Source organism: Microlunatus speluncae (assembly GCF_009299835.1).
GTDB classification, from domain to species: Bacteria; Actinomycetota; Actinomycetes; order Propionibacteriales; family Propionibacteriaceae; genus Microlunatus; species Microlunatus speluncae.
The window spans coordinates 691,897-712,391 of sequence record NZ_VKCZ01000019.1 but is presented as its reverse complement, the minus strand read 5'-3'; the positions used below and the strand labels follow the sequence as shown (position 1 = coordinate 712,391).

General features: G+C 69.6%; 20 protein-coding genes. 8 read left to right on the top strand and 12 right to left on the bottom strand.

What is annotated here, in order from left to right; genetic code table 11:
• Positions 1-51 precede the first annotated feature (51 nt).
• The 9 genes from FNH24_RS25505 to FNH24_RS25470 form a co-directional block, all read right to left on the bottom strand.
• A complete protein-coding gene (locus FNH24_RS25505; protein WP_152365019.1) occupies positions 52-594 on the bottom strand; it encodes a protein-tyrosine phosphatase family protein in 543 nt (180 codons plus the stop codon).
• Between the two features lie 31 nt (positions 595-625).
• Positions 626-1,642: a CNNM domain-containing protein gene (locus FNH24_RS25500; RefSeq protein ID WP_152365018.1), complete on the bottom strand. Its 1,017-nt coding sequence runs from the start codon at positions 1,640-1,642 to the stop codon at positions 626-628.
• Positions 1,639-3,030 (bottom strand): hemolysin family protein, encoded by a 1,392-nt coding sequence (locus tag FNH24_RS25495; protein WP_152365017.1) that lies wholly within the window; start codon positions 3,028-3,030, stop codon positions 1,639-1,641. The genes FNH24_RS25500 and FNH24_RS25495 overlap by 4 nt, the downstream gene beginning before the upstream one ends.
• Before the next feature lie 150 nt (positions 3,031-3,180).
• Positions 3,181-3,294, bottom strand: coding sequence for a phosphogluconate dehydrogenase C-terminal domain-containing protein (locus FNH24_RS32505; RefSeq protein ID WP_217428507.1), 114 nt, complete (start codon positions 3,292-3,294; stop codon positions 3,181-3,183).
• Positions 3,295-3,299: 5 nt separating this feature from the next.
• Positions 3,300-4,043, bottom strand: coding sequence for a phosphogluconate dehydrogenase C-terminal domain-containing protein (locus FNH24_RS25490; RefSeq protein WP_217428505.1), 744 nt, complete (start codon positions 4,041-4,043; stop codon positions 3,300-3,302).
• Positions 4,040-4,933 carry a sugar phosphate isomerase/epimerase family protein gene (locus tag FNH24_RS25485; protein WP_152365016.1) on the bottom strand — a complete coding sequence of 298 codons (894 nt, stop codon included), beginning with the start codon at positions 4,931-4,933 and terminating at the stop codon, positions 4,040-4,042. The genes FNH24_RS25490 and FNH24_RS25485 overlap by 4 nt, the downstream gene beginning before the upstream one ends.
• Complete coding sequence (locus FNH24_RS25480; protein ID WP_152365015.1) at positions 4,930-5,697, bottom strand: triose-phosphate isomerase family protein; 768 nt, start codon at positions 5,695-5,697, stop codon at positions 4,930-4,932. Before FNH24_RS25480 ends, FNH24_RS25485 begins: the two co-directional genes overlap by 4 nt.
• A complete protein-coding gene (locus FNH24_RS25475; protein WP_152365014.1) occupies positions 5,694-7,427 on the bottom strand; it encodes a dihydroxyacetone kinase family protein in 1,734 nt (577 codons plus the stop codon). The genes FNH24_RS25480 and FNH24_RS25475 overlap by 4 nt, the downstream gene beginning before the upstream one ends.
• Positions 7,424-8,791: an MFS transporter gene (locus tag FNH24_RS25470; RefSeq protein WP_152365013.1), complete on the bottom strand. Its 1,368-nt coding sequence runs from the start codon at positions 8,789-8,791 to the stop codon at positions 7,424-7,426. Before FNH24_RS25470 ends, FNH24_RS25475 begins: the two co-directional genes overlap by 4 nt.
• A 157-nt stretch (positions 8,792-8,948) precedes the next feature.
• On the opposite strand from FNH24_RS25470, the gene FNH24_RS25465 reads away from it, so the two are divergent.
• The 7 genes from FNH24_RS25465 (at position 8,949) to FNH24_RS25435 (ending at position 17,283) form a co-directional block, all read left to right on the top strand.
• Entirely contained in the window at positions 8,949-9,698 is a 750-nt protein-coding gene (locus tag FNH24_RS25465; protein WP_152365012.1) for a FadR/GntR family transcriptional regulator, read from the top strand.
• A complete protein-coding gene (locus tag FNH24_RS25460; protein ID WP_152365011.1) occupies positions 9,695-10,132 on the top strand; it encodes a DUF6314 family protein in 438 nt (145 codons plus the stop codon). The genes FNH24_RS25465 and FNH24_RS25460 overlap by 4 nt, the downstream gene beginning before the upstream one ends.
• 146 nt (positions 10,133-10,278) lie before the next feature.
• Positions 10,279-11,223: an ABC transporter permease gene (locus tag FNH24_RS25455; RefSeq protein ID WP_152365010.1), complete on the top strand. Its 945-nt coding sequence runs from the start codon at positions 10,279-10,281 to the stop codon at positions 11,221-11,223.
• Positions 11,220-12,224 (top strand): ABC transporter permease, encoded by a 1,005-nt coding sequence (locus FNH24_RS25450; protein WP_152365009.1) that lies wholly within the window; start codon positions 11,220-11,222, stop codon positions 12,222-12,224. The genes FNH24_RS25455 and FNH24_RS25450 overlap by 4 nt, the downstream gene beginning before the upstream one ends.
• 29 nt (positions 12,225-12,253) lie before the next feature.
• Positions 12,254-13,927: an ABC transporter substrate-binding protein gene (locus FNH24_RS25445; RefSeq protein ID WP_152365008.1), complete on the top strand. Its 1,674-nt coding sequence runs from the start codon at positions 12,254-12,256 to the stop codon at positions 13,925-13,927.
• A complete protein-coding gene (locus FNH24_RS25440) occupies positions 13,924-15,606 on the top strand; it encodes a dipeptide ABC transporter ATP-binding protein (RefSeq protein WP_152365007.1) in 1,683 nt (560 codons plus the stop codon). Before FNH24_RS25445 ends, FNH24_RS25440 begins: the two co-directional genes overlap by 4 nt.
• A 72-nt stretch (positions 15,607-15,678) precedes the next feature.
• Positions 15,679-17,283 carry a xylulokinase gene (locus tag FNH24_RS25435; RefSeq protein WP_152365006.1) on the top strand — a complete coding sequence of 535 codons (1,605 nt, stop codon included), beginning with the start codon at positions 15,679-15,681 and terminating at the stop codon, positions 17,281-17,283.
• A gap of 102 nt (positions 17,284-17,385) precedes the next feature.
• On the opposite strand, the gene FNH24_RS25430 is transcribed toward FNH24_RS25435, so the two are convergent.
• From FNH24_RS25430 to FNH24_RS25420, 3 genes are all read right to left on the bottom strand, one after another.
• On the bottom strand, positions 17,386-17,727 hold the full coding sequence (locus FNH24_RS25430; protein WP_152365005.1) for a VOC family protein: 342 nt from the start codon (positions 17,725-17,727) through the stop codon (positions 17,386-17,388).
• Between the two features lie 69 nt (positions 17,728-17,796).
• On the bottom strand, positions 17,797-18,132 hold the full coding sequence (locus FNH24_RS25425) for a YciI family protein (protein WP_152365004.1): 336 nt from the start codon (positions 18,130-18,132) through the stop codon (positions 17,797-17,799).
• Positions 18,133-18,595: 463 nt separating this feature from the next.
• Complete coding sequence (locus FNH24_RS25420) at positions 18,596-18,970, bottom strand: VOC family protein (RefSeq protein WP_152365003.1); 375 nt, start codon at positions 18,968-18,970, stop codon at positions 18,596-18,598.
• 121 nt (positions 18,971-19,091) lie between these two features.
• Between FNH24_RS25420 and FNH24_RS25415 the strand changes: the two genes are divergently transcribed.
• Entirely contained in the window at positions 19,092-20,477 is a 1,386-nt protein-coding gene (locus FNH24_RS25415) for an MFS transporter (RefSeq protein WP_246187055.1), read from the top strand.
• Positions 20,478-20,495 lie beyond the last annotated feature (18 nt).

The following is a 20,495-nucleotide window of genomic DNA, read 5'->3' as shown; positions in this document are numbered from 1 at the left end:
ATCCCCACTTCCCCGCCGTCTTGTCAGAACTGAGTTGCCCTATGGCACAACTCAGTTCTGACAAGTCGGCGGGAGGTGGGTGATCAAGGTCGCTTGGGCCGGGGTTTCCACGGCCTGGGGGCAGTAGTGGGTACGGGTCCAGGTGACGGCCTCGGCGGGCGGAACGCCGGTGAGGACCGCCAGAGCGGCGAGGGCGGTGCCGGTGCGGCCGTGACCACCCAGGCAGCCGAGCTCGACCCGCTCGCCCGCCCGGGCGCGGTCCAGGACGCGGCGCAGGATCGTGATCATGGCGTCCGGATCGGCGGGGACACCGAAGTCGGGCCAGTCCAGATGATCATGCGGCCACGGCGGCTGCCAGGCCTGGTCCAGATAGAGGCCGTGGTCGGGCTGCCGATCCCGGGCGTACGGATCCGCCGAGTCGAACGAAACGGCGGTCACGACGGCACCATCAGGCAGCTCGACGATGTCATGATGCCGATGCACCTCGCGCCGTTGATGATCATGGTCCGGCGCCGCGCACTTCGCGGGCCCTTCCCCGTCGGCCCAGAACACCTTCCGCTCCGGGCACACCACCACCGTCACCAGCCGCACCATGATCACCGATCCTATCGCCGAAACCGGCGGGTCAGGCCGGGTCGCCGACGGGGAGCAGGCGGCGGAGGACGTCCGTAATAGTGACCACGCCGGCCAACGGCTCGGTGTCGGTGGTGGCCACCGCCAACTGGGTGTTGGTCTCCTTCATCGTCGCCAGCGCCGAGGCGACCGTGGTTGTCGTCGGCAGCTGCAACACCGGCCGGATCAGCGAGTCGATCGGCCGGCCACCGGATTCGGCCAGCGTGTCACGGACGTGGATCATGCCGAGCGGCTTGCCGGAGTCGACGACCACGATCCGTTGGTGGCCGGATTCGGCGGCGATCCGCTGCACCTCGGCCACCCTCGCACCAGGCGGCACCGTGACCGGACTGCTGCCGGCCGGCACCAGCTCCGCCACCGTGATCCGTTCCAGCTGCAGGGCTTCCGTGAGCTGGGCGGAGAATCTGGCGTCCAGCGCCCCGACGTTGGCCGAGTGCTCGACCAGTTGGCGTAGGTCGTCGCTGGTCTGGCCCGTCGCCAGCTCGTCCACCGGCGCGACCCCGACCCGGCGCAGGCACCAGTTCGCGGCACTGTTCAGGGCCCGCAGCAACGGTCTGGTGACCGCCATGAAGGCCCGCATCGGCAGCGCCAGCAGCGTCGCCGAGTGCTCCGGATGCGCGATCGCCCAGGACTTCGGCGCCATCTCTCCGACCACCAGATGCACGAACGTGACGATGAACAACGCGAGCAGGAAGGAGATCACGTCGGCCACGACCGTGGGCAGGTTGAGCACCTCCAGCGGCACCATCAGCCAGTGGTGCACGGCGGGCTTGGTGATCGCGCCGAGCGCCACGGTGACCGCGGTGATGCCGAGTTGGGCGCCGGCGAGCAGCACGGTCAGTTCGGTCGAGCTGCGCAACGCCGCCCGAGCCGAACGGCTGCTCGCAGCGGCGTCCTCCAGCCGGTGCCGCTTGGCGGCGAGCAGAGCGAACTCCACGGCGACGAAGAACGCGCTGAGCAGGATCAGCCCGACGGTGATCGGAACAATGACGGCGGGATGATCATTCATCGGGCCGCCTCCGAGTTGATCGCGGTCGAAGCATGATCGGTCTCGATCGTGATCTTGACCCGGGACGGCACGTGACGCTCCACTTCGAGGATTTCCACGGTCATCCGGTGCGGCACCGGATCCTCCGAATGGCTCAGCTCCGCCGGGTCGATCGGCAGCCGCACGACGACGCGGGTGCCGGGTTCGGGCAGCGCTCCGTGTTCGGCGATCACCAGCCCGGCGACGGTCTCGAAGTCACCGCGCGGCAGGTCGTACGACAGCACCCGCTCGACCTCGTCCAGATGAAGATCACCGGCGACGAGCCAGCCGTCGCCGTCCGCCACCACCTCGGCCCGGTTCGGCCCGGCCGGATCGTGCTCGTCGTTGATGTCGCCGACGACCTCTTCGGCCAGATCCTCGATGGTGAGGATCCCTGCCATCCCGCCGTATTCGTCGACCACACAGGCCAGCTCGGCATCGTTCGCGGTCAGATGGCGCAAGGCGTTCGGCAGCGACATCGCGGTCGGTACGAGAACGGCCGGGCGCATGATCGAAGTCACCGGCTCGGCCGCGCGATCCGGCCCGACCGGCAACAGGTCGAGCAGGTGGGCCACCCCCAGGATGTCGCCGTCCGCGTCGACCACCGGGTAGCGGGAGTGCCCGGTCCGCATCAGCGACCGGACCCGGGTGAGGTCGTCGGTCGCGGCGACCGTGTCCACCCGCGGGGCCGGGATCATGGCGTGCTCGACGTCGCGCTGCGGGAAGTCGATGATCCGATCAAGCAGCGTGGACAGGTCCGCCGGCAGCACCCCGCTGTCGCTGGACTCGGCCACGATGTGGGCCAGGTCCCGGGCCGTCGCGGCGTGCTCCACATCATGCACCGGCTCGATCTTGATCAGCCGGAGCAGCCGGTTGGAAGCCCGGTCGAAGATGCTGATCAACCAGCCGAAGACGGTCAGGTAGATCGTGGTCGACCGGGCCAGCCACAGTGCCACCGGTTCCGGCCGGGCGATCGCCAGGTTCTTCGGGAACAGCTCACCGAACAGCATTTGAATCAGAGTGGAGATCAACAGCGCGGTGATGGTGCCGATCGCGATGCCGAACCCAGCCGGGACGCGCACGCCGCCGAGGGCGGACCCCAGGGCGTCACCGATCAGCGGCTCGGCCACGTAGCCGACCAGCAGGCCGGTGACGGTGATTCCGAGTTGGGCTCCGGACAGCATGAACGAGGTCCGGCGGGTGACCGTCAGCGCGCGCCGCGCGGCTCGGTCGCCGGCCTCGGCCCGCGCCGCGAGCCGGGACCGGTCGACCGCCATGTAGGCGAATTCCTGGGCCACGAAATAGCCAGTCACGGCGGTGATCGCCAGCACGACCACCAGGCCGAGCAGTAGGGACAGCAGCCAGTACATCAAGATCCCCCTCTCGCCGCTTCGTGCCGCGCCGATCGGGGGCTGGTACTACCGGGGTCCATCAAGACCTTCCTACTGCAGCCGACAAGGAAGAAGGATCATACCCAGACCGCCGATGACCCCACCTCCAGCCGACTTGTCAGTGTGGGGTCAGCGGTGGAGGGTGTCGAGGTGGAGCATTCGGGCCAGGTTCTGGTCCAGTTCCTCGTCGGTGAAGATCTTCTTCCAGTCGTCCTTGACGATCGCCTCGCGGCCGTAGTCCATCGCGATCAGGCAGGCGTCGCTGACGGGTTGTCGCCGCGGAGACCGTTGGCCAGGGCGACCTGGGTGTGGCCGAGCAGCATGGCGCGGGCGGCCGGCTCCGGGACGCCCATCGTGTGCACGGCCTCGTCCAGCGCCTCGTTCAGCAGCCGGCCGATCATGCAGGCGATGGTTTCGACCAGGGTCGGTTCGAGCTGGGCCAACTGCTTCACGGTGACCCAGTGCACGTCGATCACCGGGGCATAGATCGCCCGGATCACGGTCTCCAAGATCGACTTCTTGCCGGCGTCGTCGGATTCGATCGCGGCCACGGCGTCCTGCGGCGCGGCGATGCCGCCGAAGGTGTCGGCCCACTCCTCCTTGCTGGTCCGCTCCAGGAAGATCGACGGGTGGCAGGGGTGGGCGACACCCATGATCACGTCGTCCCGGGTGGTCAACAGGCCGGCGTACGCGGCCGCGGGGTCAAGGGTGAGCACGATCGCGCCCGGGTCGGCCAGCGGCACCAGCTGCTCGGTCACCGGGCCGAGGGCAAGATCGGGTACGGCGAGCACGATCACGTCCGCGCCCGGCACCGCCGCGGCGGAGTCGATCACCTCGCGACCGGCGGCGCCGACCCGCTCTCGGCCGGCCGGCGAGGTCTCGGCGTAGCGGACGACATGCTCGGTCTTGGCCAGATTGTTGGAGATCCGCATCCCCATCTTGCCGCCGGCGCCGATCACGGCGATCGTCAGCTGGTCGGTTGTCGTGGTCATGGCAGGCTCTCCTCGAGTCGGGTGATCGTGTGGTCGGTCCAGTCGCGTTCCAGCCGGGCGGTCTCGGCGAAGTCGCCGCGCCAGGTCAGCCAGTGCTCGACGATCATGGAGATGCCGCGGCCGACCGGATCGACCGTGGCCAGCAGGTGATCAAGATCGAGCAGCCCGGTGCCGAGCGGCGCACCTTCCAGGGTGAAGCCGATCCAGCCGCCGGACCGGGTGAACGCGAAATCCTTGACGTGCACGTTTTTCGTGTACGGGGCACAGCGCTCGACCACCGCCCGCGGCTGTTCCAGACCGGCGACGTTGTTGGCCGGATCCAGACAGATGCCCAGCGCCGGATCGCCGACCTGCTCGATCAGGGCGACCAGCTCGGTGGACGGCAGCTGCTCGTACGTCTCCAGAGCCAGGGTGACCCCCGCGTCCGCACAGCGCGACAGGATCCGGCGCAACCCGTCCTCCACTCCGTCGAGTCCATGATCGAGATCGGCCGGCAACACCATGCTGCGCAACAGCCGGGCCTCGAAGATCACGGCCAACTCGACGAACCGGGACAGGTGATCGACGGCGACGCCCTTGGTGCCGAGTTCGAGCACCATCCCGAGCTCGTCGGCCACCGCCTTGGCCTGCCTCAGCTCGGCATCGGACAACTCGAGCAGCGGCCCGTAGTCACAGATCTGGAATCGTGCCAGCCCGGCCTCGCGGGTCAGCCGCAGCTCGTCGATCAAGGTCAGCGGCTTCGGCGCGCGGTCGGAATGGCGCCAGAAGAAGGCATAGCTGCCCAGCCCGATCAAGTCCTCGTTCCCTGAGCTTGTCGAAGGGCGGGCCTGATCGACCTTGCCCTTCGACAGGCTCAGGGAACGAACACCTTCCGTGCCAGAGTCATTCATGACGAGCTCACACCCCCGCGAAGGCGAGCGGCCGCCTCGTCCAGGACGGCGCGGACGGCCTCGGGGTCGTGGGCATAACGGCCGAGGAACAGCCCGTCGACCGCGTCGCCGAGCCGGCCGAGCAGGCCGGGGCCCGCGGCGCCGCCGTAGATCACCGAGCCGGGGCGCGCGAGCGATCCGCGCAGGGCCGAGCACACCTCGCGGATGTGATCATCCGGCGCCGGCTCCGGCGCTCCGATGGCCCACACCGGCTCGTACGCGATGATCACCCGTCCGGCCGCCGCGCCGGCCAGGGCCGTCGCGATCTGATCTTGGACGATCGTGATCGCCGCACCGGTCGGCAAGCGGTCGGTCTCACCGACGCAGAGCACCGGCACCAGCCCGTTCCGCAGCGCCGCGCCGGTCTTGCGGTTGATCACCTCGTCGGTCTCGCCGAACAACCGGCGCCGCTCGGCATGACCGACCTCGACCGTGCGGACCCCGATCTCGGCCAGCTCGGCCCCGGACACCTCACCCGTGTAGGCGCCGCTGTCGGCCCAGTGCAGGTCCTGCGCCCCCACCGTCACCGGGGCGTCCCCGATCACCTGCAGGACCGGGACCAGGGCCGGGAAGGTCGGCAACACGAACAACTCGACCCCGGCGCGCAGCAGTTCGGCCCGGTCCCGGGCGATCGCGGCAACCGCGTGAGACCAGTCCAGGGTGCGGGCCTGGCCGAAATACAGCTTCAGGCTGATCCCGATCGTGATCTTGGGCGGCGTGATCATTCGGCCGCCGCGGTGTCGAGGACGTCGGCCACGGTCCGGACGATCAGGCCGAAGGAGTGCGCTCCGGGATCGGGCGTGCCCAGGCTCTTCTCCGCATGCGGCCGCGCCCTTCCCTTGCGGGGCAGGAGATCCGCGGTCGCGGCGGCCGCGGCGACGGCGCTCTCCGCGGCCCGCCGCCAGCCGACCGCCAGGGTCGCACCGCCGTCCACCGCCGCCGCCAAGGTTTCGGCGAACGGGACCAGCGCGTCGACCATCGTCTTGTCGCCGACCTCGGCCTTGCCGTAGCCGATGATGCCGTCCCGGGCAGCGCCGACCGCGTCGACCACCGAGTGCGCCGACGGCCGTTTGGCGTCGGCCAACCGCTCCCCCAGCGCCCGCAGCGCGACGCCCCAGAGCGCGCCCGAGGTGCCGCCGGCCCGGTCGGACCAGGCGTCGGCGGCGCGGGTCAGCACCGTTCCGGCGCCGGCACCGGCGGCCAGTGCCTCCGCGGCGGCGGTCCGGCCGGCCCGGGCGCCGCGTTGCATGCCGATGCCGTGATCACCGTCGCCGGCGATCGCGTCCAGCCGGCCCAGCTCGTCGGCGGCCTCGTCGAGCACCGTCCGGACCGCATCCAGCGCCGCGTCGATGATCACGGCGGCGGCCCGGGATTCCTCACTGGCCGGCGGCACGTCAGCCGAGGCGGCTCCGGTCGCCACGTCCTCCACCACCACGGCCGCGCGAGTGACGGAACCCTTCTTGTACGTGGGAGTGTCGGCCGGCGCGGTCCACAGCGGCTCCAGCTCGTCGTCCAGCCAGAGCAGGGTGAGCGACGCGCCGGCCATGTCCAGGCTGGTGCAGAACTCGCCGACCTGCGGATCGACGATCTCGGCCCCGGCATCCTCCAGCAGCCGGGCGACCCGCCGGTAGACGACGTACAACTCCTCGTACTTCACCGACCCGAGCCCGTTCAGCACCGGCACCACCCGGGCCCCGGCCGGCGCGGCCAGGCCTTCGGGCAGCTCGGCCAGCAGATCGCCGACCATCAGCTCGGCCAGCCCGTCCGCGGTCGGCACCTCGGTCTCGGACAGCCCCGGCTCACCGTGGATGCCCAGCCCGACCGCCATCCGGCCGGCCGGCACCTCGAACAGCGGCGCACCGGCACCGGGCAGCGTGCAGCCGGCGAAGGCGACCCCGACCGACCGGATCCGGGCGTTGGCGGCCTGCGCCACCCGGACCACCTCGGCCAGGTCCAGACCCGTCTCCGCGGCGGCCGCCGCGATCTTGTAGACACACAGACCGCCGGCCACGCCGCGGCGGCGATCACGTTCGGCGGCGGGCGCGCTGGAGATGTCGTCGGTCACGGTGACCGTCTCGCAGGCGATGCCCTCGGCCCGGAGTCGATCTTGAGCGGCGTCGAAGTTGAGCACGTCGCCGGCATAGTTGCCGTAGCTGAACAGCACGCCGCCGCCGGACTCGGCCGCCTTGGCCACCGAATAGACCTGCTGCGCCGACGGCGAGGCGAAGATGTTGCCCAGCGCCGCACCGTGGGCCAGGCCCTGGCCGACCAGCCCACCGAAGGCCGGATAGTGCCCGGACCCGCCGCCGGTGATCACGACGACCTGGCCGGCCGGGATCTCCGTCGCCCGGATCACGCCGCCGGGCACGGCCCGCACCAGGTGTCGGTTCGCGGCGACGAACCCCTCGGCGAACTCGTCGGCGAACTCGGTGGGGTCGTTGAACAATCGGGTCATGGCGCCTCCTCGACGGGGTCTCGAGTCGTGACGCTACCCTGCCGGTTCAGCACCAGCATCAAGATCGCCGACAGGCCGAGGAAGCCGCCGACGATGAACATCGGCACCTGGTAGCCGCCGGTCAGGTCGTGCACCGCACCGGTCACGTACGGCGCGGAGAAGCCGGCCAGATTGCCGACGGTGTTGATCAACGCGATCCCGGCCGCGGCCGCGGCGCCGGACAGGAACCGGGTCGGCAGCGTCCAGAAGTTCGGCAACGCCGAGAAGATCGACATCGCGGTGATCGTGATGATCGCGATCGTCAGCGCCGGCGACTGGGCGAACAGGGCCAGCGGGATGCTGACCGCACCGGCCACGGCCGGGATCACGAGGTGCCAGGTCCGCAGGCCGCGCCGGGCGACGTCACGCGACCAGAACCACAACGCGACCGCCGCCGGCAGGTACGGGATCGCGGTGATCAAGCCCTGCTGCAGCACGTCGAACTTCACCCCGGCGGACTCCTGGAACCCCTTGATGATCGTCGGCAGGAAGAACGCCAGCGCGTACAGGCCATAGATGAAACCGAAGTACATGATCGAGAGCAGCCAGACCCGGCCACTGCCGAACGCGTGTCGGATCGAGGTGTGCGGCCGCTTCGCCTCGCCGTCCTCGGCCCGCAGTTCCTCGGTCAGCCAGCCGCGCTCGGCGTCGGTCAGCCAGCGCGCGTCCTTCGGTCCGTCCTTCAGGTAGAACCACGCGATCACCCCGACCACGACCGCCGGAACGGCCACCCCGAGGAACATGAACCGCCAGCCCGCCAGCCCGAAGAAGACCCCGTGCTGGTTGATCAACACCCCGGCCAGCGGCGCCCCGATCACCGTGGTCAGCGGCTGCGCCAGATAGAACAGGGCCAGGATCTTGCTCCGGTGCCGGGCCGGCACCCAGAAGCTGAGGAACAGGATCGCGCCGGGGAAGAAGCCGGCCTCGGCGACCCCGAGCAGGAACCGCAGCACGACCAGCTGTTCGAAGCCCTGCACCCAGGTGAACAGGGCCGCGACGATGCCCCAGCTGATCATGATCCGGGCCAGCCACCGTCGGGCGCCGAACCGGTGCAGGGCCAGGTTGGACGGCACCTCCAACAGGATGTAGCCGATGAAGAAGACCCCGGACGCGAAGCCGAACTGGGCGGCGGTGAGCGCCAGGTCGGTGTTCATCCCGTTCGGTGCGGCGAACCCGATCGCGGTCCGATCCAGGTAGTTGATGAAGAACATCAGCGCGACGAACGGCACCAGTCGGATCGAGATCTTGCGGATCGTCGATCGCTCGACCGCCGCCACGGCGCCGGTCCGCGTGCGAGGCTCCTGGCCACCCTGCGCTGCCCTCATAGCCCTCGATCCTCAACCCGCGTACCTGAATCTGTCAACCGGTTGACCAATTCAAGTTATCCACACCGAGTTGTCAGAACTGAGTTGTGCCATAGGGCAACTGAGTTCTGACAAGTCGGGATCGGCGGCCACATCCGCGGCGATTAGGGTTTGCGGCATGCCTGCGTACCGGGATCAGTCGGCGGAGATCAGTGCGGCGCTCGGCACGTTGCCGACCGGCACCGCCGTGTCCGCCGTGGCGAACCGCCTGCTGGACCTGTTCACCGGCGGATCGATCGCGCCCGGCACGCGGCTCCCGCCGGAGCGCCAGCTGGCGACCACCCTCGGCGTCGGCCGGTCCGCGGTCCGGGAGGCGCTGGCCGCGCTGGAGATCCTAGGCGTCGTCGACGTACGGCCGGGATCGGGCACCTATCTCCGCGGCAACGCCAGCGAACTGCTCCCCCAGTCGCTGCGCTGGGGCGTGCTGATCGGCGAGCGGAGCACCCTGGAACTGATCGAGGTCCGATCGGGCCTGGAGATCTTCGCCGCCCGGCTCGCCGCGGAACGCCTGGACGATGATCAACTGGCGGAGCTGGGCCGGCACCTGGACGGGATGCGGGCCGGGGTCGACGACCTCGCGGCGTTCGTCGAGGCCGACCTCGCCTTCCACCACCTGTTGGCCTCCAACACCGGCAACGCCGTCCTGCTCGACCTGCTGCAACTGGTCCGGTCGCTGCTCCGGGTCTGGGTCGACCGCGCGGTCCAGGACCCCGATCAGGCCCGGGTCGCGGTCGCAGAGCATGCCGCCGTCTACGAAGCTCTGCGCCGGCGCGAACCGGATGCCGCCGCCTCGGCGATGGCGGCCCACATGACGACCGCCGCCGCCCGTCTCACCGGCACCCTGCCGCCCGACCCGGACCGATCATGACCGGGCTCGAGGCCGAACGCTCGACGGATCCGGCCTGGCTGCTCGGCCGCTGGAGCTTCGACCGGGCGATCGATGATCGTCGCAACGGGATCCAGGGGCGGGTGACCGGCGAGATGATCTTCGTCGCCGAGCCGGACCGTATCCGCTGGCAGGAAACCGGCACCCTGACCTGGGGCGAGACCCGGACCCCGGTGACCCGCACCCTCTATCTCGTCGAGCAGGCCGGCGACCGGATCGTCACCTTCGCCGATGGCCGCCACTTCCACGATTGGCGGCCCGGCGTCGCCGTACGACATCCCTGCGGCGATGATCACTACGCCGGTGTGATCGACATCGCACCCGGCGACCCCGAGCTGTTGATCATCACCTGGGACGTGACCGGCCCGGGCAAGGACTACACCGCCGTCACCAGAATGACCCGATCCGCTCCCTGAGTCGGCCGTCCCCCGGATTCCCTACCTCATCCGGCGGCTAAATCGGAAATGGTCCGCCAGCCGGTCGGATTGCCACAACTCAACCGGTTCATGGCACGATCCGAGATGACTGAGCTCCACGGGGACGAGAGATGGGGTGCCGCTGGATGACCGAGGTGGTCGCTGACGGGCTGCACCGTGAGCGCGGGCCGCGGCAACTGGCGCGGCTGCTCTGGGCCGACCGCGGCGCGGCGTTCGGCGCCGTCACGATCGCGGCGTTCGTCCTCGCCGCCGTGCTGGCGCCGGCGATCACCGTGCTGTCCGGCCACGACCCGTACACCTACGACCTGGCCGCGCTGGACCCGACCGGGGCACCGGCCGGCTTCGCCGGCGGGATCAGCCCGCGGCACTGGTTCGGCGTCGAACCGTTGACCGGCCGGGACCTGTTCGCGATCGTCGTGCACGGCTCCCGCACCTCGCTGGCGGTCGGGCTCGCGGCCACGATCGTCTCGGTCACGATCGGCGTGGTGATCGGCCTGGTCGCCGGCTACTTCGGCGGCTGGACCGACCGCATCCTCAGCCGGACCACCGACGTCATTTTCGGCTTCCCCGGGCTGGTGTTCATGATCGCCCTCGGCGCGATCGTGCCGGGCTGGCTGCCCAAACCGGTGTTGATCATCGTCGTGATCGGCTTCTTCGGCTGGCCGCCGATCGCCCGAGTGGTCCGGTCGCAAACGCTGGTGCTGAAGAACCGGAACTTCGTGATCGCCTCGCAGATCGCCGGCGGCGGCACCGCCCACGTGCTGTTCCGGCAACTGCTGCCCAATCTGGCCGCGACGGTGATCGTCTTCGCCACGATCTCGATCCCGGGCAAGATCGGCACCGAAGCGGCGTTGTCGTTCCTCGGCGTCGGTGTGCCGCCGCCGACCCCGTCCTGGGGCCGCTCGATCGGCGAGGCGATCAACTGGGTCGGCACGGATCCGATGTTCCTGATCTTTCCCGGCGGGGCTCTGTTCCTGATCACGCTCGGCTTCAATCTGTTCGGTGACGGCCTGCGCGACGCCCTCGATCCGCGGACCGCGGCCAACACCCGGGCCGGGGTCGGCCGATGACCCTGATTCGCTATCTGTTCGGCCGGATCGGCGGGATCATGCTGGTGCTGGCGATCCTCACCGTCGTCACCTACGCGGTGTTCTACCTGTCCCCGGCCGACCCGGCGCAGCTGGCCTGCGGCCGGCCGTGCACCCCGGAGCGGCTGCTCCAGGCCCGCACCTTCATGGGCTTCGACTCGGCCTGGTATGTCCAGGTGGCCGAGTTCGCGGTCGGCATCGTCGTGGGCCGGACCTTCGGCAGCGGGCCGGCGGCGATCGAGTGCGCGGCCCCTTGCTTCGGCTACTCGTTCCGGCTCAGCACCCCGGTCACCGACCTGATCTTCGACCGGCTCGGAGTGACCGCGTCGCTGGCGATCGGCGCCGCCGTGCTCTGGTTGATCATCGGCGTCGGCACCGGCACCGTCTCCGCACTGCGCCGCGGCAGCGTGCTGGACCGATCGCTGATGACGATCTCGATCGCCGGCGTCTCCGCGCCGTCCTATCTGGTCGGCCTGCTCGGCATCCTGCTGTTCGGCTTCACCCTCGACATGGTGCCGATCGGCGGCTACTCGCCGATCGGTGACGGCATGATCGACTGGCTCTGGCATCTGGTGCTGCCGTGGTGCGTGCTGGCGTTGCTCAACGCGGCGATCTACACCCGGTTGACCCGCGGGCAACTGCTCGAGGTGCTGAACGAGGACTACATCCGGACCGCCCGGGCCAAGGGCCTGCCGGAGAGCCGAGTGATCCCGCGGCACGCGCTGCGCAACGTGCTGCTGCCGATCGCCACCGTGTTCGGGCTCGACCTCGGCGGCCTGCTCGGTGGCGCGGTGATCACCGAGAAGGTGTTCTCGATGCCCGGACTCGGTGCCCTGCTGCTCGACGCGGTGGGCAACCTGGATCTGCCGGTGATCGTCGGGGTCACCCTCTTCTCCGCCTTCCTGATCATCCTCGCCAACCTGGCCGTCGACCTCTGTTACGGACTCCTCGACCCGCGGGCTCGACGAGCCGCCGTGCGTTAGTTCTCCCCCCACGAAAGGACACTTCGATCATGAAACGGCTCAAACTGGCCGGCACGCTGATCATCGCCGCCGCCCTGGCACTGACCGGCTGCAACGCCAACTCCGCCGATCCCGGCGGCCAGGGCAGCACCGGCCCCGGTGCGACCGGCGGCACCCTGACGATCTTCAACGCGGCCACCGAACTGAGTTTCGACCCGGCCAAGAGCCAGGGCCTGGCGATCACCTCCAACGGCCTGATCCACCGCCGGCTGACCACCTGGGACATCACCCCGGACAAGCCGCCGGCGGTGGTGCCCGACCTGGCGACCGACACCGGCAAGCCCAGCCCCGACGGCAAAACCTGGACCTACACGCTGAAGGACAACCTGTTCTTCGACGACGGGACCAAGATCACCAGCGCCGACATCAAGTACGGCATCGAGCGCACCTTCGCGCCCGAGCTGTCCGGCGGGCTCTCGTACCACAAGACGTTGTTGACCGGCGCCGCCGACTACCCCGGTCCCTACGCGGGCCAGGAGCTGGATTCGATCAAGACGCCGGACGAGAAGACGATCGTGTTCGAGCTGGACGTGCCCTACGGCGACTGGCCCTGGGTGGTCTCCACGCCCGCGTTCTCCCCGGTGCCGAAGGCCAAGGACACCGATCCCGCGACGTACGGGCTCAAGCCGGCGGCCTCGGGCCCTTACACGGTGGAGAAGTACGACCAGGGCGTCGCGATGCAGCTGACCCGGAACGAGAAGTGGAACCGGGACAGCGATCCGATCCGCACCGCCGGCCCGGACAAGATCACCTTCAAGCTCAGCCAGGACCAGACGGTCGCCGCGCAGGCGTTGATCGCCGACTCCGGCGAGGCGAAGGACGCCTTCGGGTCGAGCTTCGTGCCGGCCGCCCAGCTGGCCCAGGCGCAGGCCAACCCGCAGGTCAAGGAGCGGCTGGTCACCTCCCAGCCGGGTGCGTTGTCCTACCTCGCGATGAACACCCAGCGCGGTGCGCTCAAGGACGTCAAGGTCCGCCAGGCGCTGCAGTACGCGGCCGACCGGTTGGCCTATCTGACCGCGGTCGGCGGGCCGATCTCCGGCGACTACGCGACGACCTTGATCACCCCGGGCATCCCGGGCCGGGAGACCTACGACCTCTACCCGACGCCGGAGAGCGGCGACATCGAGAAGGCGAAGACGCTGCTGGCCGAGGCCGGCCACGCCGATGATCTCAAGCTGACCCTGATCGTCGGCGACGACACCTCCGACCAGGCCCAGGCGCAGGCGCTGCAGCAGGGCTTCGCCAAGGCCGGCGTCACCGTCGACCTGCGACCGTTGGATTCCAACGCGCTGACCGCGGCGGCGACCGGACCGAAGGGCGACTACGACCTGTATCTCGGCAGCTGGCAGCCCGACTTCCCGTCGGCCAACGGCAACCTGCAGCCGCTGTTCGCCTCCAGCCAGATCGGCAACGGCAACTACAACACCTCCCGCTACAGCAACCCGGAGGTGGACAAGTTGATCAAGGAAGCCACCGCGACGATCGACCCGGTGGCTGCGGAGAAGCTCTGGGCGCAGATCGACAAGATGATCATGACCGACGCCCCGATCATCCCGCTGACGTACACGAAGAACTCCTTCCTGCACGGCTCCAACGTGCAGAACTTCGTGATCGGCGCGTTCCCGGCCTATCCGAACTACCTGAAGGTCACGCTGCAGCAATGACCGCTCCTGTGCTCCAGGTCGACGAGCTCGGCGTCACGTTCCGGCCCCGGTCGGGACGCGGCGCCGAGGTCGAGGCCGTCGCCGGAGCCTCGTTCGCCGTCGACCGCGGCCGGGTGCTGGCCCTGGTCGGCGAATCCGGCTCGGGCAAGAGCGTCAGCGCCCTGGCCGTGCTGGGCCTGTTGCCCGACACGGCCCGGGTGAGCGGCAGCATCCGGGTCGACGGAGAGGAGTTGATCAATGCACCGGCGGAGCGTCTCCGGCAGCTGCGCGGCAACCTGATCGGCACGATCTTCCAGGAGCCCGCCAGCGCGCTGAACCCGGTCTATTCGATCGGCTGGCAGATCACCGAGGCGCTCCGGGTGCACGACCCGCGGCTGACCGCGGCCGACGCCCGGCACCGGATCCGGGAGCTGTTGGCCCAGGTCGGGCTGACCGACGGGCTGCGGATCGCCCGGTCCTTCCCGCACGAGCTGTCCGGCGGCCAGTTGCAGCGATGCATGATCGCGATGGCGATCGGCAACCGGCCCCGGTTGTTGATCGCCGACGAACCGACCACGGCCCTCGACGTGACGGTCCAGGCCGGCATCCTGGCCCTGCTCCGGCAGCTCAAGGACGAGCTCGGCATGGCGATCTTGTTGATCACCCACGACATGGGCGTGGTGGCCGACCTGGCCGACGACGTCGCCGTGCTCAACTCCGGCCACCTGATCGAGTCCGCCCCCGTACGCGACCTCTTCGCCCACCCCCGCAACGCCTACACCCGCACCCTCCTCACCGCCGTCCCCAAACTCCCCCACCCCGACTTGTCAGAACCTGGGGCCGCCCTAGCGTCCCCTAGTTCTGACAAGTCGGGGTTGGGGGAGGTGGTGGCGGAGCTGCGGGGGGTTTCGGTGGTGTACGGAGGGGGCGGGGTCGGGCGGGGCGTGACGGCGGCGGAGGGGATCGAGCTGCGGATCGGGCGGGGCGAGCTGGTCGGGCTGGTCGGCGAATCCGGGTCCGGCAAGTCGACCGTCGGGCGGGCCCTGGCCGGGCTGGTCCGGGTCGCGACCGGCACGGTCGAGCTGCGTGGGCAGGACATCACCCGGGCCAACCGCCGCGGCCTGCGCCGGGCCCGGGCGGGACTCGGAATGATCTTCCAGGATCCGGGCTCCAGCCTGAACCCGCGGCATCCGGTCGGCCGCAGCATCGCCGAACCGCTGCAGTTGGCCGGGGTCGCGCCGGCCGAACGGCAACGCCGGGTGACCGAACTGCTGGACGTGGTGCGGCTCGGCGCCGGGCTGGCCGAGCGGCTCCCGCACGAGCTGTCCGGCGGCCAGCGGCAGCGGGTGGCGATCGCCCGCGCGCTGGCAGGAGATCCCGACCTGCTGATCGCGGACGAGCCGACCAGCGCCCTCGACGTCTCGGTGCAGCGGACGATCATCGAACTGTTGGCCGAGCTGCAGGCCGACCTCGGTTTCAGTTGCCTGTTCATCTCCCACGATCTGGCCGTCGTCGGTCAGCTCACCCGGCGGATCGCGGTGATGCGGCACGGCAGGATCGTCGAGTCGGGTGCGACCGAACGGGTGCTGACCCAACCGGCCGACCCGTACACCCAACGCCTGCTCGCCGCCGCCCCGGTGGCGGACCCGGACGAACAGCAGCGCCGCCGCGCCGCGTGGTCCCTGCTCACCGACGAGTGAGACCGGCCGTGTCGCCCGCGACCGGCGTGCCCTAACCTCACCCGAAGTGACCGTCAGGAACGAGAGGCAGACATGATCAACGAACCGGACGCGATTCGCGCGGCGATCACCGAGGGCCGGACCGCGCTCGGCATCGAGTTGGGTTCCACCCGGATCAAGGCCGTGCTGATCGGGCCCGACCGACTGCCCATCGCCTCCGGCGGCCACGGCTGGGAGAACCAGTTCGTCGACCGCCTCTGGACCTACTCGCTGGAGGCGGTCCAGACCGGGCTGCAGGAGTGTTACGCCGAACTGGCCGGCGACGTCCGGGAGCGGTACGGCGTCGAACTGACCACGGTCGGCGCGCTCGGCATCTCGGCGATGATGCACGGCTATCTGGCGCTGGACGCCGACGGCGAACTGCTGACGCCGTTTCGGACCTGGCGCAACACCAACACCGGCGACGCGGCCGAGCAGCTGACCGAGCACTTCGGCTACAACATCCCGCACCGGTGGAGCGTGGCCCACCTCTACCAGGCGATCCTGAACGGTGAAGATCACGTCGGCCGGATCAGCCAGCTGACCACGCTGGCCGGCTACGTGCACGGCCGGCTGACCGGCGAGCGGGTGCTCGGGGTCGGCGATGCCAGCGGCATGTTCCCGATCGACATCGCCGCCGGTTCCTACGACCAGCGGATGCTGGCCCGGTTCGACGAGTTGACCGCCGAGCGCGGCCTGGAGCTGCGCCTGGCCGACCTGCTGCCGGCGATCCGCAGCGCCGGCGATCCGGCCGGCGAACTGTCCGAGGACGGCGCGAAGCTGCTCGACCCGACCGGCACCCTGCGGCCGGGGATCCCGCTCTGCCCGCCGGAGGGCGACGCCGGCACCGGCATGGTGGCGACCAACTCGGTCGCTCCGCGGACCGGCAACGTCAGCGCCGGCACCAGCATCTTCGCCATGATCGTCTTGGAACGCGCGCTCGGTCAGGTGCATCGCGAGCTCGACCTGGTGACCACTCCGGCCGGCGACTTGGTCGCGATGGTGCACTGCAACAACGGGGCCAGCGAGCTCAACTCCTGGATCGGGCTGTTCGCCGATTTCGCCGCCCGGCTGGGCGTCGAGGCCGACTCGACCAAGATCTTCGAGACGCTGCTGCGGTCCTCGCTGGACGGTGCGCCGGACTGTGCCGGCCTGATGGCCTACAACTATCTCTCCGGCGAGCCGATCACCGAACTGGAAGAAGGCCGGCCGCTGTTCCTGCGGTCGCCGGACAGCACCTTCGACCTGCCCAACTTCATCCGCAGCCACGTCTTCGCCGCGCTGGCCACGCTGCGGATCGGGATGGACGTGCTGCAGAAGGCCGAGGACGTCCGGCTGGACCGGATGTTCGCCCACGGCGGCCTGTTCAAGACCAAGGGCGTGGCCCAGCGTTATCTTGCCGCCGCGATCGACACCCCGGTCGCCGTCGGTGAAATCGCCGCCGAGGGTGGGGCCTGGGGCATCGCGGTGCTCGCCGCCTACCTCACCCAGCGCGACGGCGAGCAGAGTCTCGGCGACTTCCTGGACTCCGAGGTCTTCGCCGGCACCGAACTGGAGACCGTCGACCCCGATCCGGCCGACGTCGCCGGCTTCGACGCGTTCATCGAGCGCTACGTCGCCGCGTTGCCGGTCGAGCGGGCCGCGGTCGAGCACACGTGATGTCGCAGATCTGACAACGGTTGGTCGTTCCTCCGTTGGAATGGCGGCGAAGGCGAAACGAGTGTCAGATCTGCGACATCAACCGACGGAGTGACCGCGGCCTCAGGCCTCGGTGTAGCAGCTGAGCCGGTTGCGGTCCGGGTCCTCGAAATCGAAGTAGCTGATCACGCCCGGCACCTCGATCAGCTCCCCCACGACGAGGCCGAGCTCCTCGAGTCGCTGCCGTTCCGCGCGCACGTCGGGCACCCCGAACCGGAACACGGTGTGGCCCGGCCGCACCTCGTCCCGGCAGAGCTGCAGCCAGCAGCCGTCGAGGTCGTACTCGATCACGCCGTCGACCGGGCGCAGGTCCGGGGCGTCCCGTTCCAGCACGCGCTCGTACCAGCGGGCCGCCGCGTCGAGGTCGCTCACGATCAGACCGACGGTGACACTGGAGATCTTCATCTCGCCTCCTCAGGCATCTGTGCCCGGGGGACGAACGACCCGGCGCGAAATCGACACGGCCGGCCGAGGTCAGTCCCAGATCGGACGGATCTCGACCGAACCCTGCTGCGCGTACGGATGGCCGGCGGCGATCGCGATCGCCTCGTCCAGATCGGCACACTCGATGGCGACGACGCCGCCGATGAGGTCCTTGGTCTCGGCGAACGGCCCGTCGGAGACGAGAGTTTCCCCGTCGCGCACCCGGACCGTCGTCGCATTGACCACCGGCCGCAACCGCGCACCGAACAACTCGACGCCGCGCCGGTCCACGTCGTCGCCCCAGGCCCGGTGCGCCGGGTCGGCGTCCATCTCCTCGTTGCTCAGCACGGTCGATTCGTCATCGCAGATCAGCAGTACGTACTTCATACGCCGGAGTCTGGCAGCCACGGCCGGCGCGGGCTGGGACGCTGAAGAATCAGCGGTTGCCGACGGGCGATCCGCAGATCGCCAGCGGCCACCTACGACACCAATTTCGGCGCCCGGCCCGCGGGCCGGCGCGGCTCGGTCAGCGGGCATGATGCCGACCATGACCATCATGGCCCGCAATCCGGACGGGCGTCTTCCTCCCTATTCCAACCCCGCCTAGTGTGCACGACACTAGCCTCGATTCTTCATGATCTTGCGGCGCCGCAGTCGTTGCGAGGTGAGGGATCGTCTTGACGGTCCACCGTCACAAATCGGGGGCGCAACGTGGTCCCACCTGCGGTTTTCGGTTCCCACGGGCTCTTCCGCCCCCGATTTGTGCCAGTGCGTCAGCTCGATCCCGCCACCGGCCACGACCAAGATCATGAAAGATCGAGGCCGGTGTCGTGGAGACCAGCCAGGTGGGTCAGCCAAGCCCTTCGGGAGTGACCAGGCAGAAGGGGTGGCCGGCCGGGTCGGCGTAGACCCGGTAGCCGATCGGTTTGTCGGAGCCCTCGAGCAGGCTCCCGCCGAGGGCCAGGACCTGCCGTTCGGCGACATCAAGATCATCGACCAGGTAGTCCACGTGGAGCTGCTGCGGTGGCTCGCCGGCCTTCCAGTCCGGCCGGCGATAGCTGTCGCTGCGCTGCAACGACAGCGTCGGCTCGTCCGGCGTGACCTCGAGGGTGATCCAGTCAGCCGATTCATGAACGCGGGTCGCGCCGAGCAAGCCCTCGTAGAATCCGGCGAGGGCGGACGGATCGGGGCAGTCGATCACGATTCCGCTGATTCTTCTGATCATGTCGGCAGGTATAGCACCGCCCACTCCTGGACCACCCGGCACGCCTCGGCCTGGGGTGTCCTGCCGGTACACCTCACGGCAGGGCCTCCCAGAACCTCGCTCGGCACGGTTGAATCCGAGGGTGACCAGGACGACCGACCGGGCCGGTTCGGTTGTGGGCACGCCCGGCTCGCCGCGGGCGCGGATCGTGATCGCGGTGGCGTCGCTGGGGTTCTTCCTGATCACCCTGGACATCTCGATCGTCAACGTCGCCCTGGCTCAGATCCAGGCCGAACTCGGCGGCGGCACGACCGTCCAGCAATGGATCATCGACGGCTACACGCTGCCCTTCGCTGCCCTGCTGCTGTTCGCCGGCAATCTGGCTGACCGGATCGGAGCCAAACGCGCCTTCGCGCTCGGGGTTCTGCTGTTCGGCCTGGCCTCCGCCGGTTGCGGCGCCGCTCCGAGCGCCGGCTGGCTGATCGCGAGTCGCTGCGTGCAGGGTGCGGCGGCCGCGGTGATGCTGCCGGCGTCGATGTCGCTGGTCCGGGAGGCGTTCCCGGACCCGTCCCGCCGGGCCCGAGCCCTCGGCGTCTGGGCGGTGGGCGGCGCCGTCGCCGGCCTCGTCGGTCAGCCACTCGGCGGGGCCCTGACCACGATCGACTGGCGCTGGGTGTTCACCATGAATCTGCCGGTGTGTGCGGCGATGCTGGCCCTGCTGGTGGTGGTGGCCCGCTCACCCACGCGACCGGCGCGGTTCGACTACGCCGGCCAACTGCTCGCCCTGATCGCCCTTTCCGCCCTGGTCTACGGCCTGATCGAGGGCGGGCACCAGGGTTTCGCCGCCCCGCTGGTGCTGATCAGTCTCGGGACCGCCGCCGCCGCGCTGGCCGGATTCCTGATCGTTCAGGCCAAGGTACGGCAGCCGATGATGCCGCTGGAGCTGTTCGCCTCCCGCGGTCTGCGGATCGCCTTGCTGGTCGGTTTCGCCTTCATGATCGGCAACTTCGGCAACGTCTTCGTGGTCAGCCTCTATCTCCAGCAACACCTCGGACTCCCGCCGGCGCAGGCAGGGTTGGCGTTCCTGCCGTCGGCGTTCTTCGCCATCGCCGGCAACCTGCTCAGCGGGCCGGTGACCAACCGGTTCGGCGCCCGGGTCCCCGTCGTCGCCGGGTTGTCGTCGATGGTGGTCGGGCTGCTCGGGCTGGTGATCACCGCTCCCCTCGGTTCGCCGGTGATCACGGCACTCTGCGTCATCCCGATCGGCGCCGGCGGCTCGCTGGCCATGCCGTCGGTGACCGGCGTGGTCCTGGAAGGCGTCCCGGCCGAACGTGCCGGTACGGCGAGCGCGGTGTTCAACACGTTCCGCCAGATCGGGGGCGCGGTCGCGATCGCAGTCTTCGGATCCATGATCGCGGACCGCTACCGGTTCGTCGCCGGGATGCAGACCAGCCTCACCATCGCGGCGGCCTGCCTGCTGATCAGCTCCGTGATCAGCCTCGGCATCCGGCCGCGGCAGCACCGGTAGCGAGTGGAAACAGTTAAG

Bases quoted from the DNA above. Each gene is read 5' to 3' on its own strand.
- FNH24_RS32505 (WP_217428507.1), bottom strand. From the start codon at position 3,294: ATGGACTACGGCCGCGAGGCGATCGTCAAGGACGACTGGAAGAAGATC.
- FNH24_RS25475 (WP_152365014.1), bottom strand. From the start codon at position 7,427: ATGACCCGATTGTTCAACGACCCCACCGAGTTCGCCGACGAGTTCGCC.
- FNH24_RS25495 (WP_152365017.1), bottom strand. From the start codon at position 3,030: ATGTACTGGCTGCTGTCCCTACTGCTCGGCCTGGTGGTCGTGCTGGCG.
- FNH24_RS25480 (WP_152365015.1), bottom strand. From the start codon at position 5,697: ATGATCACGCCGCCCAAGATCACGATCGGGATCAGCCTGAAGCTGTAT.
- FNH24_RS25435 (WP_152365006.1), top strand. From the start codon at position 15,679: ATGATCAACGAACCGGACGCGATTCGCGCGGCGATCACCGAGGGCCGG.
- FNH24_RS25420 (WP_152365003.1), bottom strand. From the start codon at position 18,970: ATGATCAGAAGAATCAGCGGAATCGTGATCGACTGCCCCGATCCGTCC.
- FNH24_RS25430 (WP_152365005.1), bottom strand. From the start codon at position 17,727: ATGAAGATCTCCAGTGTCACCGTCGGTCTGATCGTGAGCGACCTCGAC.
- FNH24_RS25450 (WP_152365009.1), top strand. From the start codon at position 11,220: ATGACCCTGATTCGCTATCTGTTCGGCCGGATCGGCGGGATCATGCTG.
- FNH24_RS25440 (WP_152365007.1), top strand. From the start codon at position 13,924: ATGACCGCTCCTGTGCTCCAGGTCGACGAGCTCGGCGTCACGTTCCGG.
- FNH24_RS25460 (WP_152365011.1), top strand. From the start codon at position 9,695: ATGACCGGGCTCGAGGCCGAACGCTCGACGGATCCGGCCTGGCTGCTC.
- FNH24_RS25500 (WP_152365018.1), bottom strand. From the start codon at position 1,642: ATGAATGATCATCCCGCCGTCATTGTTCCGATCACCGTCGGGCTGATC.
- FNH24_RS25470 (WP_152365013.1), bottom strand. From the start codon at position 8,791: ATGAGGGCAGCGCAGGGTGGCCAGGAGCCTCGCACGCGGACCGGCGCC.
- FNH24_RS25455 (WP_152365010.1), top strand. From the start codon at position 10,279: ATGACCGAGGTGGTCGCTGACGGGCTGCACCGTGAGCGCGGGCCGCGG.
- FNH24_RS25505 (WP_152365019.1), bottom strand. From the start codon at position 594: ATGGTGCGGCTGGTGACGGTGGTGGTGTGCCCGGAGCGGAAGGTGTTC.
- FNH24_RS25445 (WP_152365008.1), top strand. From the start codon at position 12,254: ATGAAACGGCTCAAACTGGCCGGCACGCTGATCATCGCCGCCGCCCTG.
- FNH24_RS25465 (WP_152365012.1), top strand. From the start codon at position 8,949: ATGCCTGCGTACCGGGATCAGTCGGCGGAGATCAGTGCGGCGCTCGGC.
- FNH24_RS25485 (WP_152365016.1), bottom strand. From the start codon at position 4,933: ATGAATGACTCTGGCACGGAAGGTGTTCGTTCCCTGAGCCTGTCGAAG.
- FNH24_RS25490 (WP_217428505.1), bottom strand. From the start codon at position 4,043: ATGACCACGACAACCGACCAGCTGACGATCGCCGTGATCGGCGCCGGC.
- FNH24_RS25425 (WP_152365004.1), bottom strand. From the start codon at position 18,132: ATGAAGTACGTACTGCTGATCTGCGATGACGAATCGACCGTGCTGAGC.